This is a genomic window from bacterium endosymbiont of Bathymodiolus sp. 5 South, assembly GCF_900128535.1.
Classification (GTDB): Bacteria; Pseudomonadota; Gammaproteobacteria; order PS1; family Pseudothioglobaceae; genus Thiodubiliella.
In genome coordinates, this window is record NZ_FQTR01000036.1 from 1 (window position 1) to 16,135 (window position 16,135).

A 16,135-nucleotide genomic window follows, 5' to 3' on the forward strand; every position below is an offset into this window, starting at 1 on the left:
AGACTGTCCAATTAATAGTGTTGGCTAGTTGTATTAAAGGGTCTTTGACATCTAATTGAGAAAAGAGCTCTGAATGAAAAAGATTTGATTGGGTGGATATTGGGCTGGATTTAGTTAACATTTTTTTTAAGCAAAACGACCAAGAAATAAGAGGTATTTTAGCAAAAGTTGGTTGATTTGTCTATGGTTATTGTTGGTTTTATTGTTATAAATCAATTTGTTGTGTGGTTTTTAAGGGTTGACTAATTAAAGAACAACTTGAGTTTATTAAGCAATATTTAATACTTAAATATACCGCTTAACTTGTTTAATTAAGGCACTTAATGCACCCTGTTGAGACTTAAAGTATTGATTGGCATTTTTACCTAGGTTGTTGGATTTTTTATCATCCTCTAGCAGTTGTGTAATTTCTTGCATTAACGCATCTGCGTTTTGCACTTGAATGCTGCCCTGTTGCGTGAGTAAATCTGCGGATATTTCACTAAAGTTAAAGACATTTGGACCAAATAAAATCGGTTTTGAGAGTGCTGCTGGCTCCAGCATATTGTGTCCACCAGTCTGCACAAGGCTACCACCCATAAACACCACATCAGCCACCTCAAAATACGACATCATCTCGCCTATTGAATCACCTAACAATATATCATAGCCTGAGGCCGAAGCATTGTTAGAGCGTTTAACGGTCTTAATATTGTGCTTTTTTGCCAGCTTGTAAACTTCATCAAATCGTTCAGGATGCCTTGGAATGATAAGCATTAACGCATCTAAAGGTTGGTTCAAATAAGCGTGAATAATCTTCTCTTCCTCACCTTTATGCGTGCTGGCAAACACCACTACCTTGCGTTTTCCGATAATGGTTTTTATCGCCTTGGTCTGATTTTTATTTGCACTTGGGTTTTGCTCAAATTTAATATTACCTGCAACCATTACTTTATCCTTATTAGCACCCAATTTAATAAAACGCTCAGCAGAATTTTGATTTTGCGTGGCAATGACGCTTAATTTATTGAGTGTGTGTGTGGTTAAAGTAGTAAATTTTTGGTATCTCTTTAGTGAGCGCTCTGAGAGTCTAGCGTTGACTAATAGAGTTGGGATGTTGTTTTTGTACAGTGTGTGGATGAGGTTTGGCCAAATTTCAGTTTCTAATAACAGACATAAATCGGGCTGTATTTTCTTGAGATAGTGCTTAACGATAAAGGCTATATCAAATGGAAAGTAATAATGCAGTATTTTGTTTTGATATTGCTCACTTACTGCCTTTGAGCCTGTTGGTGTTGTGCTGGTAACGAGTATTTTGTAATTGGGATAGGCTTTAATCAAGGCATCAATTAAAACAATTGCTGCTCTAAATTCTCCCATTGAAACACAATGCACCCAAATGACACGACCTGTTATAGATTTAATAAAGCCTAATCGTTCGCCAATTCTTTGACGATAAGCAGGCGTTTTCAAGCCTTTTAGCAATAGACGCAACACCATAACAGGTAGCAGTAGAATTCCAATAAAGTTGTATAGGGCTAGATGCATTGACGGGTGGTATAATGTTGTTCATTAATATTTTAGTGCTTTTAAAGAGGCATTTGCACAATTATGAATAATCACATAAAAGCCTTATGAAATTTGTCGATTCTGCATCAATTCGTATTGAAGCTGGCAAAGGTGGCGCAGGATGTTTGGGCTTTCGCAGGGAAAAATATATTCCTGATGGCGGACCTGATGGTGGCGATGGTGGTGACGGTGGTCATGTGTATTTTCGTGGACAAGAAGGGTTAAACACGCTAAGTGAATTTCGTTTTAATCGCTTGTTTAGAGCAAAAAACGGACAACCTGGGTCTGGTCAAAATAAGCGTGGTAAGTCAGCCCAGCATTTAACCGTTGAGATACCACTGGGTACCAAGGTGTATGATTTAGAAACCGATGAGTTAATTGGCGAGATGATTAAGCACGAACAAATAATGCTAGTTGCCAAAGGTGGCTTTCATGGTTTGGGCAATACGCGTTTTAAATCCAGCACCAATCGCGCACCTCGAAAAACCACACCAGGTTCACTCGGTGAGGTGCGTGAGATTGGGCTAGAGATGAGCGTGATGGCAGATATTGGTTTGCTCGGTATGCCAAATGCGGGTAAATCCAGCCTTATCAGACAGATTTCCAGTGCACGACCAAAGGTGGCAGATTATCCATTTACCACGCTTCATCCGTCATTAGGCGTGGTGTCGTATTACGATGAGCATATTGTCATGGCAGATATTCCTGGCTTGATTGAAGATGCCAGTGAAGGTGTGGGCTTGGGTTTTGAATTTTTAAAGCACCTATCTCGTGCTAAAGCATTATTGCATATATTGGATGTATTGCCAGCTGATGGTTCTGACCCAGTAAAAAACTTTTTGACGATTGAGCATGAACTGGCAAAATATGACCAAGAATTAGCAGACAAACCCCGACTCTTAGCGATCAATAAAATGGATTTGTTGTCAGCAGATGAACGCGCAGCAGTGAGCACTAAAATTATCAAGGCGATTAAATACAAAGGCCAAGTGTTTCATATCTCAGCACTCAATGGCTTAGGTTGTAAGGATTTAATAGCCGGCATGTTTGAGTTAACAAAAGCATTGAACGATGAATAAAAGATGGGTAATTAAAATAGGTTCAGCACTGCTAACCAATGATGGCAAAGGTCTAGATAAAATTGCTATTGCCTCGTGGGTAAGCCAAATTAGTGAACTAAAACGCCAAAACATTGATGTAGTTTTGGTCTCTAGTGGGGCGATTGCCGAGGGTATGAAGCGCCTTGGTTGGCGTGAGCGTCCAGAGAATATCCATCAGTTGCAAGCCGCCGCCGCTGTGGGTCAAATGGGCTTAGTGCAAACTTATGAGTCTTTATTTGCGAAACAAAGTATCCATACTGCACAAGTCTTGCTCACCCATGACAACCTTGAAAATATTGAACAAAGCAATAATATCAGCGCCACGCTAAACGCTTTATTGGCATTAGGCACGGTACCAATTGTCAATGAAAATGATACGGTTGCTACCGATGAAATCAAGTTTGGTGACAACGATACCTTGGCAGCATTAGTGGCAAATCTAGTGGGCGCTTCCCAGCTGGTCATTTTGACCGACCAAGGCGGTGTATATGACGCCGACCCACGCCAAAATTCGGATGCCATATTGATTGATAAAATACATGTGAATGATAAAAAACTTGAACAAGTCGCTAGTAGAACAGGTGGCTCATTAGGTTCTGGCGGTATGTACACCAAAGTCCTAGCCGCCAAAACTGCTGCCAAAACTAATATTAATACTGTCATCGCCTCAGGCAAAGTTGATAATGTGCTCACGCGCTTATATGCGGGCGAAACTATCGGTACTTTGATTCATTATTAGAGACCTTTGCGTAAATAGGAACAATCATCAGAAACCCACTTTTCACCCACTTGGCGATTTTTTAAACCCAGCCTTAGCCCTGCTAGGACAAGGTTTAAAGAAATCACCAATTGGGCAAAAATTGGATTTTGCTAATCATCCCTATTTATGCAAAGGTCTCTATTAATTCTAAAATTTTACTAGTAATACTGTCATCTTTTTGAGTTATGAATTCTCTGCTTCTAGTTCTTTAAGTTTTTTTATAATGTTGACATCCGCATCCCTGTATTTTGAATGTCATTGATAAAAAGTGGCTTGAGACATGCCGTATTCACGGCATAGATTGGCAGCAGATTATCTTGTTTGGTTTTGTTTAAGGGTGTTGACGATTTGTGACTCTGTGTATCTTGATTTTTTCATTGCGAAAACCCCTTGTTTTTTACGAATGATTTTGTTTGTTTTGTTCATTGTAACGACATTGGCTGTGTTGAAAGTTATGACACTGGTTGTTGGCATTAAAATAGCAATATTTACATAGTTTTTCTTTATCGGTAATGGTGATGGTTTTTTTTGTCACGCTAATGCCTTGATGAGACAAGCGTTTTAGATTGCGTGAGAATACTTCTCTACTCATGCCTAAATAAGAAGAAATAAGCGATTTGTTGCAAGGTAATTGAATGGTGTTAGATTGCCATTTTTTATCATTGAGTAATTTTAGAAAAAATTCCCCCATTCTTTGTTCGGTATTTCTATGTTTAAGGGATTGGAGATTTTGCAAAGCAGTGTCGGTTTTTTGCGCACTCATTAGAATGAGATTATGTGCAAATTTAGAGGATTGTTCCAGTGTATGGTTAAGTGTATTAATGGGAATAGACAGCATTAATGTGTCGGTAATAGTCTTGGCATTTGCGCTAAACATTTGATGTGTAAACAAACAATGTTCTAACACAGTTTCGTTATTACTAATAATTTGTAAAATTTCATTTCGACCCTTATTTTGCTTAAAAATTTTAACCCAACCCATTAAAACAATATACAGGTGTGTTGTTAAATTATTTTCCAAAATAAGCACTTTGTTTTTTGGAATTTGATAAATTTTAGAATGGCTAATAATTTGCTCTACCTGATTGATAGGCATATCTTGAAAAAGAGTAATTCTGTAAGCCAAGCGTTCTGAAGTGCTAGGGGTGTTAATTTTATGTTTACTTAATTGATGATTTCCTTCTAAGGTGATGCGTAGTTTTTCTTCAATGTTATGCAGTTTGTTTATTTTTTTTGAGATAAGTGCAAACCAATCTTTGGCGCCCATTTTATCAAGGATGTCTGATTTTCCAAGTGTAGTGAGTTGCTGGTGGATGGTGTGTAATGTATCTATATCAGGCGTTTGATAGATGGTTTTAATAAAACTTTTTTGTTCAATTGTGGCTAAAGATAGGAATGATTTTTTGTAATATTGTTGTTCATTAATTAAAACTTTAATGTGCTCAATGCATTCATTTTTATTAGAATTTTCTTTAGTAAGTCCACGCATAATAATGGAACGCTCTAAACCAACTTTTTCCTTCCATTGTAGAAAAAAGCAATAAGCACTAATGGCGCTAGGATGTGTATTTTTGATCTTTAAAATTAAATGAGTCATTAACTGAATCATAGGAGAAATAAGGTGATAAGAATACAAATCAAACACAGCACCAGATTTTGATTCAAACTGTAGCAATGTTAAACGCTTGGTTTTTAATTTTTTTAAACTTTCTTCAATGGTTTGAGCTAATTTTTTTTGCTCTAAATCCATTTTATTGCTATTTTGTTGTTGTGCAATATCCAGTTTTAATTGTTTAATATTCAAGTCACTCTTAGCAAAATAACCCAACATTTCTTGCTTATATTGTGTTGTATTTTCACGCAGATAAAGCATTGCAAAGCCTCGTTCATTTTGTAATGCGTGAAATGTGTTACTAAGTATTTGTAATTGTCGCATGGCTAAGTAATAATTTCGTGATATAAATCACACTTATTGTAAAAAGCCCTATTTTAAATCTAAAGGCAAATAAATAGAATATAAAATCAAAATAAATCATCAGGATGGGTGCATGGGTATTTCTACAATCAAAAGTCAAACCGCACAAGCTAAATCAGTTTTAGCGTCTAACACTATTGCATTTACAGCATGCTTTGCTGTGTGGGTAATGTTCTCAATTATTGGTATTCCTATTAAGGGGTTGTTGTCATTGAATAACACTCAATTTGGTATTTTAGTTGCAACCCCTATTTTGACAGGTTCAATTTTTAGACTACCTGTTGGAATGATGACGGATAGGTTTGGTGGGAGAATCGTTTACCTTATTTTGCTATTAACAGTATTAACACCTTTATGGTTTATTGGTTCAGCTACACAGTATTGGCAATTTTTAGTATTAGGGTTATTAGTCGGTGTGGCAGGTGCTTCATTTACTGTAGGCATTGCTTATACTTCTAAATGGTTTGATAAAGAGCATCAAGGTTTTGCCATGGGTATTTTTGGTGCAGGCAATGCAGGTGCGGCAATTACAAATTTTGTTGCTCCGACTATTTTGCTGTCTTTTGGTTGGCAAATGGTGCCAAAGATATATGCGATTGCTATGATGGTAGTGGTCATTTTATATTGGATGTTCACTTACACGGATCCTAGTCATAAGCACACTTCTAAAGTAACTATTAAAGAACAATTGCAGGTATTAAAGGATCCTAAAGTCTGGAAATATATGCAGTATTACTCCTTGGTATTTGGTGGTTTTGTTGGGTTGTCTTTGTGGATGACTAAATATTATATTAATGAATACGGTTTTGAGTTAAAAACTGCCGCTTTACTAGGTGTAATTTTTGTTTTGCCTTCAGGTATTGTTCGGGCTTTAGGAGGCTGGTTTGCTGATAAATATGGTGCGTATAAGGTTACTTGGTGGGTTATGTGGACTTCTCTTGTTTGTTTATTTTTTATGTCCTATCCTCAAACTGCTTTATTAATCAAAACCACCACAGGTGAAGTCAAATTTGATATTAGTTTAAATGTCTGGGTTTTTACTGCTTTGCTATTTATCCTCGGTATTTCTTGGGGCTTTGGCAAAGCAAGTGTCTTTAAATTCTTGTCAGATGAATACCCAGATAATATTGGTGTAGTTTCTGGTGTTGTTGGTATGGCTGGTGGTTTAGGTGGTTTTACGCTACCCATTATGTTTGGTGTATTAATTGACTATACGGGCATTAATAGTGTGATATTTATGTTGTTGTATGGGGCAACAGCCGTTTCCTTGGTTTGGATGTATTTTACTTTTGCTAAAGAGAAAAAAATTAAGCATACTGAAAAAACAAGATCAGAAGCGTTAAAAGAATATGCAAGAAGTGCATGATAATCTTAATGTTTATAGTTGCTCAAGTAGTTTTAGAGTAAATAGATTTAATGGAATATTAAGCAAATACATACAAAATAATTTTTAATAAAGGAGGGAATAATGGCTCAAGATATAAAGAACTGGAATCCAGATGATAAGTCTGAATGGGAAAATACCAATAAAGCAATAGCCAACCGTAATTTATGGATTTCTATTCCAAGTTTATTGGCAGGTTTTGCCACATGGTTAATGTGGGGCATTATCACGGTTCAAATGATGAATACAGGTTACGGTGGCTTTGACAAGTCCCAGTTATTTACCTTGGCGGCTATTGCTGGTTTATCGGGTGCTACCTTAAGAATTCCTTCAACATTTTTTATTCGCTTGGCGGGTGGCAGAAATACCATTTTCTTAACCACTGCGCTTTTGATATTGCCAGCTTTAGGTTTGGGTATTGCACTTTCTGCACCGGATACACCATTTTGGCATTTTCAGATTTTGGCATTATTGTCTGGCTTTGGTGGTGGTAATTTTGCCTCCTCAATGTCAAATATCTCATTCTTTTTTCCAAAAAAAATTCAAGGTTATTCTCTTGGTATGAATGCAGGTCTTGGTAATTTTGGGGTAACAACAATGCAGATTGTTATCCCACTGGTAATGACACTGGCAATAACGGGTAATCCGACAGAGTTGCAAATTGCCTCAGGCACATTGATTGGTAAAATTCCAGCAGGCACAGATACCTATTTGCAAAATGCAGGTTATGTTTGGTTAATTCTTTTAATTCCTTTATCTTTTGCAACTTGGATGGGAATGAATAATATTACCGAAGATCATGTGTCTCCAAACATTGGTTCAACCTTGGGTGCACTTATTAAGATTATTGTGATGTTGATTTTAGGGCTTTCAACAGCAACATTTGGTTTGTATTTAATGCTTCCAGAGGTGGTTAATGGTTCTGGGCTTTTGATTAGCAAGTGGATTGTGCTTCCAATTGTCATTGTTTTAACGGTGTTGTTACTTAAATTACTACCGCTTGGCAATGATTATAAAGAAGGCATTAATCGTCAGTATAAAATTTTTAGCAATAAGCACACTTGGGCGATGACTATTATTTATACCATGACCTTTGGCTCATTTATTGGTTACGCTGCAACATTGGCATTATCAATTAAGGTTATTTTCGGTTTTCAACATATTCTAGTTGACGGTGTAATGACGCACAATACAGTCAATCCAAATAGCCCTTCGGCACTGACTTATGCTTGGATGGGTGCTTTTGTTGGTGCACTTATTCGACCTATTGGCGGGATGATTGCTGATAAGATGGGTGGCGCTAAAGTAACACAGATTATTTCAGCAGTAATGGTAGTCTCGGCGTTGGGCGTCGCTTATTTTATGAAGCAAGCCTACTCCTTAGCAACGCCTGAAGAATTTTTCTATCCATTTTTAATTTTATTTGTTGTGCTATTTGCAATGACTGGCATTGGTAATGGCTCTACTTTTAGAACAATTTCACAAGTATTCAACAAAGAACAAGCGGGTCCAGTATTAGGATGGACTTCGGCAGTGGCAGCTTATGGTGCGTTTATTATTCCCAAAGTATTTGGCGAGCAAATTAAATTAACAACGCCAGAAAATGCATTATATGGTTTTGCAATTTTTTATGCGATTTGTATGATTATTAATTGGTGGTTTTACTTACGCAAAGATGCTGAATTTTATAACCCATAATAACAAAATTATAATAAATTAGGAGGTAAATATGAGTCATTTATTAGATAGATTAAGCTTTTTTAACAAAGAGAAGGCAGAGGAATTTTCTAATGGACATGGGAAGTTGGTTTATGAAAATAGAGATTGGGAGCGTGCCTACCGTGGTCGATGGGGGCACGATAAGGTAGTTCGTTCAACGCATGGTGTTAATTGCACTGGATCTTGCAGTTGGAAAATTTATGTTAAAAATGGTTTGGTAACTTGGGAAACCCAACAAACTAATTATCCAAGAACTCGCCCTGATTTACCCGATCATGAGCCTCGTGGTTGCCCAAGAGGCGCTTCATATTCATGGTATTTGTATAGCTCTACTCGTTTGAAATACCCCTTAATCCGCTCTAGACTGTTAAGAATTTGGCGTGAATCTAAACAGAAAAATGCAGACCCAGTTGATGCTTGGAAGTCTATTGTAAATGATAAAGAAAAATCTAGAGAATATAAAAAAGTTCGTGGTTTGGGTGGAATGGTTCGTGCTGATTGGGAGGAGGTTAATGAAATTATTGCCGCTTCTAATATTTATACTGCAAAAACTTATGGGCCAGATAGGGTGGTCGGTTTCTCACCCATTCCTGCTATGTCAATGGTGTCTTACGCCGCTGGCTCTCGTTATTTATCGCTTATAGGGGGAACTTGTTTAAGTTTTTATGATTGGTATTGTGATTTACCACCTTCATCTCCTCAGGTTTGGGGTGAGCAAACAGATGTTCCCGAAAGTGCAGATTGGTATAACTCCTCTTATATTATGGCATGGGGCTCTAATGTGCCACAAACACGCACGCCTGATGCGCATTTTTTTACAGAAACGCGTTATAGTGGCACCAAAACGATTGCAGTAACGCCTGATTTTAGCGAAGTTGCCAAACTTTCTGACGAATGGATGGCACCTACTCAAGGCACCGATGCCGCTTTGGCAATGACTATGGGGCATGTTATTTTAAAAGAATACCATTTAGACAATAAAAGTGACTATTTCACGAGTTATATTAAGCAATATACAGATATGCCTTTCCTTGTTATTTTGGCAGAAAAAAATGATATTTTATCCCCAACTAGAACTTTAAGGGCTTCAGATATAAAAAATACTTTAGGTGAAAAAGACAACACTGAATGGAAGCCATTGTTAATTGACGAAAATACCAATGAAATTGTCATACCAACAGGAACTATTGGCTCTAGATGGGATGGATCTGGAAAATGGAACATTGAAAGTAAAAATGTTAAGAGTGGGGAGGATATTAGCCCCAAAACAACTTTAAAAAATGATAACGATGGCATTGTATCTGTTGGTTTTCCATATTTTAACAACAAACAACATGACCAAGAAATATTTACCAATACTGATCACGATGCTATTTTACAAAGAAATGTCCCAATTAAGAAAGTAACCTTGGCTGATGGTAAAGAAGTTAAAGTTGCCACAGTTTTTGATTTAATGATGGCAAATTACAGTGTTGATCAAGGCTTAGGAGGTAAAAATGTTGCCAGTTCTTTTGATGACGATGTTCCTTATACGCCTGCTTGGAATGAAAAAGTAACGGGCGTTCCTAAAGAGCAAGTTATTCGTATTGCCAAAGAATTTTCAGAAAATGCTCATAAAACGAAAGGTAAATCCATGGTGATTTTGGGTGCTGCTGTTAACCACTGGTATCATATGGATATGATTTATCGTGGTATTATCAATGTATTAATGATGTGCGGGTGTATTGGTAAATCAGGCGGTGGCTGGGCGCATTATGTGGGGCAAGAAAAACTTCGCCCTCAAACTGGTTGGCAGCCGTTAGCCTTTGGTTTAGATTGGCATCGTCCGCCTAGGCATATGAATGGCACTTCATTTTTTTACAACCATTCCAGTCAATGGCGTTATGAAAAATTAGGCGTTGATGAAATTTTATCCCCATTAGCAGACAAAAAGGATTGGGAAAACTATTCAATGATTGATTGCAATGTGCGTAGTGAGAAAATGGGCTGGTTGCCTTCTGCGCCTCAATTTGAAGAAAACCCGTTAGAGATTACAAAAAAAGCTGCAGTAGCAAAAATGGAAGTTAAAGATTATATTGTTCAACAATTAAAATCTAAAGATTTGAAATTCTCTTGTGAAGATCCTGATAATCCTAAAAACTTCCCTCGCAATATGTTTATTTGGCGTTCTAATTTATTAGGATCTAGTGGCAAGGGTCATGAATATATGCTTAAACATTTGCTGGGCACACAAAATGCAGTGTTTGGTAAAGAAACAGATAAAAAACCATCTGAAGTTAAGTGGCGCGATGGTGCAGAAGGTAAGGTTGATTTATTTGTAACGCTTGATTTTAGAATGTCAACGACTTGTCTATATTCTGATATTGTTTTACCATCTGCAACTTGGTATGAAAAAAATGACCTTAACACTTCAGATATGCACCCTTTTATTCACCCCCTTTCTAAAGCGGTTGATCCTGCTTGGGAGTCAAGAAGTGATTGGGAAATTTACAAAGGTTTGGCGAAAAAATTCTCAGAACTTTGCCCTGGTCATTTAGACAAAGAAAAAGATGTTGTTGCCTCGCCTATTTTGCATGATACACCGGGAGAAATGGCACAAGCAACCGATGTTAAGGCTTGGTTTAATGATGAATGTGAGGCAATCCCAGGTAAAACAATGCCCAGCTTTGTTGAGGTTGAGCGCAATTATCCGGATACTTACAAAAAATTTACCTCTTTAGGTCCTTTAATGAGCAAGATTGGCAATGGCGGCAAAGGTATTGCATGGAATACTGAAGATGAAGTAACACTGCTAAATGCTTTAAATACAACGGTAAGAGAAGAAGGGGTCTCTAAAGGCTTGCCAAAAATAGAAACAGATATTGATGCCACAGAAGTTATTTTATCACTTGCACCTGAAACCAATGGTCAGGTAGCTGTTAAAGCTTGGGCGGCTTTGGGTAAGATAACAGGTAGAGATCATACGCATCTGGCAAAACCAAAAGAAGATGAAAAAATTCGTTTTAGAGATGTGCAAGCACAGCCTAGAAAAATTATTTCCTCCCCAACATGGTCTGGGCTTGAAGATGAGCATGTAAGTTACAATGCGGGCTATACCAATGTGCATGAGTATATTCCATGGAGAACCCTAACTGGCAGGCAACAGTTTTATCAAGATCACAAATGGATGGTGGACTTTGGTGAAAATTTATGCACTTACAAGCCCCCTATTAATACCAAAACAATAGCGCCAATTATTGATGATAATAATGATAATCGCCCACAAGTGGTGTTGAATTGGATTACACCACATCAAAAATGGGGCATCCATTCTACTTATTCTGATAATTTGTTAATGTTAACACTTAATCGTGGTGGTCCAGTTGTATGGTTGAGTGAAATTGATGCCAAGAAAATAGGCGTTGAAGATAACGATTGGATTGAATTGTATAATGTTAACGGCACAATTGCAGCAAGAGCAGTCGTTTCACAAAGAGTACCCAAGGGAATGTCAATGATGTATCACGCCCAAGAAAAAATAAACACCACGCCTGTGGCAGAAAAATCTGGTTTTAGGGGCGGTATTCATAATTCAGTTACCAGAACAATTACAAAGCCAACGCATATGATTGGTGGTTATGCGCAACAGTCATATGGGTTTAACTATTATGGCACAGTTGGATCTAATCGAGATGAGTTTGTTATTGTTCGTAAAATGGATAAGATTGAGTGGAAAGATGAGCCAATAAAAGGAGGCAAGGTATGAAAATAAGAGCGCAAATAGGAATGGTCTTAAATTTAGATAAATGTATCGGTTGTCACACATGTTCAGTTACTTGTAAAAATGTTTGGACTTCGCGTCAAGGGGTTGAATATGCTTGGTTTAATAATGTGGAAACCAAACCTGGTATTGGTTATCCAGTAGATTGGGAAAATCAAGATAAATGGAATGGTGGCTGGGTTTCTAAAAATGGAAAATTACAACCCAAGGTGGGTGGCAAGTTTAGATTGTTAGCAAAAATATTTGCCAATCCCGATTTACCTGAAATTGATGATTATTATGAGCCATTTACCTTTAATTATGCACATTTGCAAAATGCATCTGAAATGTCAACACCACCCGTGGCAAGACCGCATTCAATGATTACTGGTGAAGTAATGGAAAAACCAGAATGGGGGCCTAACTGGGAAGAAATTTTAGGGGGTGAATTTAAAAAACGAGCAAAAGATTATAACTTTAAAGAAATTGAAAAACAAATTTACGGTGAATTTGAGAATACTTTTATGATGTACTTGCCTAGATTGTGTGAACATTGCCTTAATCCAACTTGTGTGGCAGCGTGTCCAAGTGGTGCGATTTACAAAAGAGAAGAAGATGGCATTGTTTTAATTGATCAAGATAAATGTAGAGGCTGGAGGATGTGTGTTAGTGCTTGTCCTTATAAAAAGATTTATTATAACTGGCAATCTGGAAAATCAGAGAAATGTACTTTTTGTTATCCAAGGATAGAATCAGGAGAGCCAACGGTTTGCTCTGAAACTTGCGTTGGTAGAATTCGTAATTTAGGGGTTATTCTGTATGATGCAGATAGAATTGAAGAAATGGCAAATATAAGTGATGAAAAGGACTTATATGAGGCACAATTAGAAATATTTTTAGATCCACATGATAAGGCAATACAAAAACAAGCCAAAAAAGATGGTGTGCCTGATAGTTGGATGGAGGCGGCTAAGAATTCGCCTGTGTATAAAATGGCAATTGATTGGAAAGTGGCATTTCCATTACATCCTGAGTATAGAACTTTACCAATGGTTTGGTATGTGCCACCACTGTCTCCTATTCAAAATGCAATTGAAAAAGGCGTGATTGACCATAGAGGCCCCATTCCTAATGTTGAAGATTTGCGTATTCCAGTTCGCTATTTAGCCAATATGTTGACTGCTGGCAATGAGGAGCCTATTATCTTGGCTTTAAAAAGAATGATAGCAATGCGTAATTTTATGCGTGGTAAAAAAGTTGATAATGCTGTTTTAACGGAAGTTTTGAATGAAGTTGGATTAACAGAAGACAAGGTTGACGATATGTATAAAACAATGGCGTTAGCCGCTTACGAAGATAGGTTTGTGATTCCAACAAATCACAAAGAATACTCAGGAGATACCCCTTTTGACAATGAAATTGCTTTTAGCAATAAATCTTCTTGTGGATTTACCTTTGGTAATGGTTGCTCAGAAGGTGCAACAACAGCAACCTTGTTTGGTGGTAACACACATAAAAATACAATGAGCGGGAAAGTCCCATGAAAACATTAAAAGTTTTAGCCATTTTATTATCATATCCCGAAGAAAGCGTTTATACAAACACTAAAGATTTGATTGAGGTTTTAAAAGAAGAAAATTTATTACCTAAGAAAATACTCAAAGATTTGTTGGTTTTTATTGAAGATTATAAAAATGAAGATTTTTTAGAATTACAAGAACGCTTTGTGAGTACATTTGACCGCAGTAGAAATCATTGTCTAAACCTCTTTGAGCACATTCATGGCGAATCACGAGATAGAGGGCAGGCAATGGTTGATTTGACGGATATGTATGCTAGCAAAGGGTTGTTTATTAACAAAAAAGAACTGCCTGATTATTTGCCATTATTTTTAGAGTATTTATCTTTGTGTGATGTTGAAGAGGCAAAAGAATCATTGGGCGACTCTATTGATATTATTGCTTTAATTGGTGGACATCTGAGGAAAAATAAATCACCTTATAAAGTGATATTTGCCGCATTAGAAGCATTGTCAAAGATTAAAGTTAATAAATTTAGAGTTGCCGAAGCAATAGAAAACTCACCTAAAGAGCCAGAAACTTTAGATGAGTTAGATGAGCTTTGGAAAGAACAAGAGGCATTTAGTGGCGAATCCTCAGAATGTAATACCTGCGAAGACGACGCAAGTTTAAATTAAAGGAGATATATTATGGTTTTTTTAAATCAGTTTTTTTTCGGTTATTTTCCCTATATTGCAATGACAATATTTCTTTTGGGCAGTGCAATGCGTTACGATAGAGATCAATATACTTGGAAATCAGATTCATCGCAATTGTTGCGCAAAAAAGGAATGTTGGTGGGCAGTAACTTATTTCATATAGGGATAATTTTATTATTTTTTGGTCATTTTGTTGGCTTGTTAACCCCAGAGTGGGTGTATCACCCATTTATGAGCGCAGGCACCAAACAAGTTATGGCAATGATTGCTGGTGGTATTTTTGGCACTATGTGTTTAATTGGAATGCTTATTTTGCTTAACAGACGCTTGTTTGATAAGCGTATCAGTAAGACCTCTAAATTTAGCGATACATTTGTTTTGCTTTATTTGTTTGTACAGTTATTGTTAGGTTTGGTTACTATTCCATACTCAGCTCAGCATTTAGATGGCAGTTCAATGGTTGCTTTGGCAAATTGGGCACAACATATTGCAACATTTAGAACCGGTGCTGCTGATTTTATTGTTGCTGAGGCTTGGGTGTTTAAATTGCATTTGGTGTTAGGAATGAGTTTGTTTATTATTTTTCCATTTACACGATTGGTGCATATTTGGAGCGTTCCAGTGCAATACTTGACTCGTAGCAATTATCAAATTGTTAGAAGAAGGGGGTAGCCAACTATGCCAATTAAAGTTAATAATGTGGAAATCACGGATGATGATGTATTTAGAGAAATGCAATATCAGACGGACGCTCCTAATGTTGAAACCGTTATTTTTAATGCAGCACAAGCATTAGTAGTGCAACAATTACTCTTGCAAGAAGCACAGATAGACAACAACGACAATGAACAAGAGGCAAAGATTAATCAATTATTGGAGGACAATTTGAGAGTGCCAACTGCTGATGAGGTTGCTTGTAAAAGGTATTATGAAAATAATAACAAAAAGTTTTTTGATAAGGATGCTAACCAGCAATTACCATTCAATTTGGTTCAAAATCATATCAAAGAATATTTGCAAAACCAATCAACTACTTCAGGTATTAACGAATACATTCAAATGTTAGCGGCTAATTCTGAAATAAAAGGGTTTGATTTCAAAGACCCTAGTGCAATGAATATCAGGATAAAATAAAAATGTTAAAAGTAAATGAAAAATTGATAGAAATAGACTCTGAAGGGTATTTAATTAATCCAGAAGAATGGAACAAAGAGGTTGCGATAGAACTGGCAAAATCAGAAGATATTGAATTGTCTGATGATTATTGGGCAATTTTTGATTTTATGCAAAGTTATTATAAAGAGCATGGAATTGTGCCAGATATAAGGCACACGGCTAAGAATTTTGGCGAACATTTAGGGGTTGACAAAAAATCCGCTAAAACCAAGTTATTCCTTATGTTTCCCTATGGTTATGTTAAGCAAACTTGCAAAATATCAGGCATGAAACGCCCAAGAGGTTGGAGTACAGGCTAACATCAAATTCAAAAAATAATACTATTTTAGAGACCTTTGCATAAATGATGATTAGCAAAATTTAATTTTTACTCCTCAAGTGAGTGAAAAGCGGGTTGTTGTTGATTATTTTTTAAAAGAGACCTTTGCATAAATAGGAACAATCATCAGAAACCCACTTTTCACCCACTTGGCGATTTTTTAAACCCAACCTTAGCTCTGCTAGGACAAGGTTTAA

At 36.8% G+C, this 16,135-nt stretch carries 12 protein-coding genes; 10 read left to right on the forward strand and 2 right to left on the reverse strand.

Going from position 1 to position 16,135, the window contains the following annotated elements; genetic code table 11:
* Positions 1 to 285: 285 nt before the first annotated feature.
* Positions 286 to 1,527 (reverse strand): lipid IV(A) 3-deoxy-D-manno-octulosonic acid transferase, encoded by a 1,242-nt coding sequence (gene waaA / locus BBROOKSOX_RS05075; RefSeq protein ID WP_139660163.1) that lies wholly within the window; start codon positions 1,525 to 1,527, stop codon positions 286 to 288.
* A gap of 86 nt (positions 1,528 to 1,613) precedes the next feature.
* On the opposite strand from waaA, the gene cgtA reads away from it, so the two are divergent.
* Entirely contained in the window at positions 1,614 to 2,627 is a 1,014-nt protein-coding gene (gene cgtA / locus BBROOKSOX_RS05080; RefSeq protein WP_139660164.1) for an Obg family GTPase CgtA, read from the forward strand.
* Positions 2,620 to 3,387: a glutamate 5-kinase gene (gene proB / locus BBROOKSOX_RS05085; protein WP_139660165.1), complete on the forward strand. Its 768-nt coding sequence runs from the start codon at positions 2,620 to 2,622 to the stop codon at positions 3,385 to 3,387. The genes cgtA and proB overlap by 8 nt, the downstream gene beginning before the upstream one ends.
* 418 nt (positions 3,388 to 3,805) lie before the next feature.
* On the opposite strand, the gene BBROOKSOX_RS05090 is transcribed toward proB, so the two are convergent.
* Positions 3,806 to 5,344: a nitrate- and nitrite sensing domain-containing protein gene (locus BBROOKSOX_RS05090; RefSeq protein WP_139660166.1), complete on the reverse strand. Its 1,539-nt coding sequence runs from the start codon at positions 5,342 to 5,344 to the stop codon at positions 3,806 to 3,808.
* 112 nt (positions 5,345 to 5,456) lie between these two features.
* Between BBROOKSOX_RS05090 and BBROOKSOX_RS05095 the strand changes: the two genes are divergently transcribed.
* The 8 genes from BBROOKSOX_RS05095 (at position 5,457) to BBROOKSOX_RS05130 (ending at position 15,918) form a co-directional block, all read left to right on the forward strand.
* A complete protein-coding gene (locus BBROOKSOX_RS05095; protein WP_139660167.1) occupies positions 5,457 to 6,749 on the forward strand; it encodes an MFS transporter in 1,293 nt (430 codons plus the stop codon).
* A 102-nt stretch (positions 6,750 to 6,851) separates the two neighbouring features.
* Entirely contained in the window at positions 6,852 to 8,465 is a 1,614-nt protein-coding gene (locus tag BBROOKSOX_RS05100; RefSeq protein ID WP_139660168.1) for an MFS transporter, read from the forward strand.
* 31 nt (positions 8,466 to 8,496) lie between these two features.
* Positions 8,497 to 12,231: a nitrate reductase subunit alpha gene (locus tag BBROOKSOX_RS05105; protein WP_139660169.1), complete on the forward strand. Its 3,735-nt coding sequence runs from the start codon at positions 8,497 to 8,499 to the stop codon at positions 12,229 to 12,231.
* Positions 12,228 to 13,769: a nitrate reductase subunit beta gene (gene narH, locus BBROOKSOX_RS05110; RefSeq protein ID WP_139660170.1), complete on the forward strand. Its 1,542-nt coding sequence runs from the start codon at positions 12,228 to 12,230 to the stop codon at positions 13,767 to 13,769. Before BBROOKSOX_RS05105 ends, narH begins: the two co-directional genes overlap by 4 nt.
* The gene (gene narJ / locus BBROOKSOX_RS05115; RefSeq protein WP_139660171.1) at positions 13,766 to 14,422 is read left to right on the forward strand and encodes a nitrate reductase molybdenum cofactor assembly chaperone; all 657 of its coding nucleotides are present in this window, start codon (positions 13,766 to 13,768) and stop codon (positions 14,420 to 14,422) included. The genes narH and narJ overlap by 4 nt, the downstream gene beginning before the upstream one ends.
* A gap of 12 nt (positions 14,423 to 14,434) precedes the next feature.
* Complete coding sequence (narI, locus tag BBROOKSOX_RS05120) at positions 14,435 to 15,115, forward strand: respiratory nitrate reductase subunit gamma (RefSeq protein WP_139660172.1); 681 nt, start codon at positions 14,435 to 14,437, stop codon at positions 15,113 to 15,115.
* 6 nt (positions 15,116 to 15,121) lie between these two features.
* Positions 15,122 to 15,577: a hypothetical protein gene (locus BBROOKSOX_RS05125; protein ID WP_139660173.1), complete on the forward strand. Its 456-nt coding sequence runs from the start codon at positions 15,122 to 15,124 to the stop codon at positions 15,575 to 15,577.
* 2 nt (positions 15,578 to 15,579) lie between these two features.
* Positions 15,580 to 15,918 (forward strand): TusE/DsrC/DsvC family sulfur relay protein, encoded by a 339-nt coding sequence (locus tag BBROOKSOX_RS05130; RefSeq protein ID WP_139660174.1) that lies wholly within the window; start codon positions 15,580 to 15,582, stop codon positions 15,916 to 15,918.
* The last annotated feature ends 217 nt before the right edge of the window (positions 15,919 to 16,135 follow it).

Excerpts from the sequence above, each read along its gene's own strand:
- waaA (WP_139660163.1), bottom strand. The coding sequence starts at position 1,527 with ATGCATCTAGCCCTATACAACTTTATTGGAATTCTACTGCTACCTGTT.
- cgtA (WP_139660164.1), top strand. The coding sequence starts at position 1,614 with ATGAAATTTGTCGATTCTGCATCAATTCGTATTGAAGCTGGCAAAGGT.
- proB (WP_139660165.1), top strand. The coding sequence starts at position 2,620 with ATGAATAAAAGATGGGTAATTAAAATAGGTTCAGCACTGCTAACCAAT.
- BBROOKSOX_RS05090 (WP_139660166.1), bottom strand. The coding sequence starts at position 5,344 with ATGCGACAATTACAAATACTTAGTAACACATTTCACGCATTACAAAAT.
- BBROOKSOX_RS05095 (WP_139660167.1), top strand. The coding sequence starts at position 5,457 with ATGGGTATTTCTACAATCAAAAGTCAAACCGCACAAGCTAAATCAGTT.
- BBROOKSOX_RS05100 (WP_139660168.1), top strand. The coding sequence starts at position 6,852 with ATGGCTCAAGATATAAAGAACTGGAATCCAGATGATAAGTCTGAATGG.
- BBROOKSOX_RS05105 (WP_139660169.1), top strand. The coding sequence starts at position 8,497 with ATGAGTCATTTATTAGATAGATTAAGCTTTTTTAACAAAGAGAAGGCA.
- narH (WP_139660170.1), top strand. The coding sequence starts at position 12,228 with ATGAAAATAAGAGCGCAAATAGGAATGGTCTTAAATTTAGATAAATGT.
- narJ (WP_139660171.1), top strand. The coding sequence starts at position 13,766 with ATGAAAACATTAAAAGTTTTAGCCATTTTATTATCATATCCCGAAGAA.
- narI (WP_139660172.1), top strand. The coding sequence starts at position 14,435 with ATGGTTTTTTTAAATCAGTTTTTTTTCGGTTATTTTCCCTATATTGCA.
- BBROOKSOX_RS05125 (WP_139660173.1), top strand. The coding sequence starts at position 15,122 with ATGCCAATTAAAGTTAATAATGTGGAAATCACGGATGATGATGTATTT.
- BBROOKSOX_RS05130 (WP_139660174.1), top strand. The coding sequence starts at position 15,580 with ATGTTAAAAGTAAATGAAAAATTGATAGAAATAGACTCTGAAGGGTAT.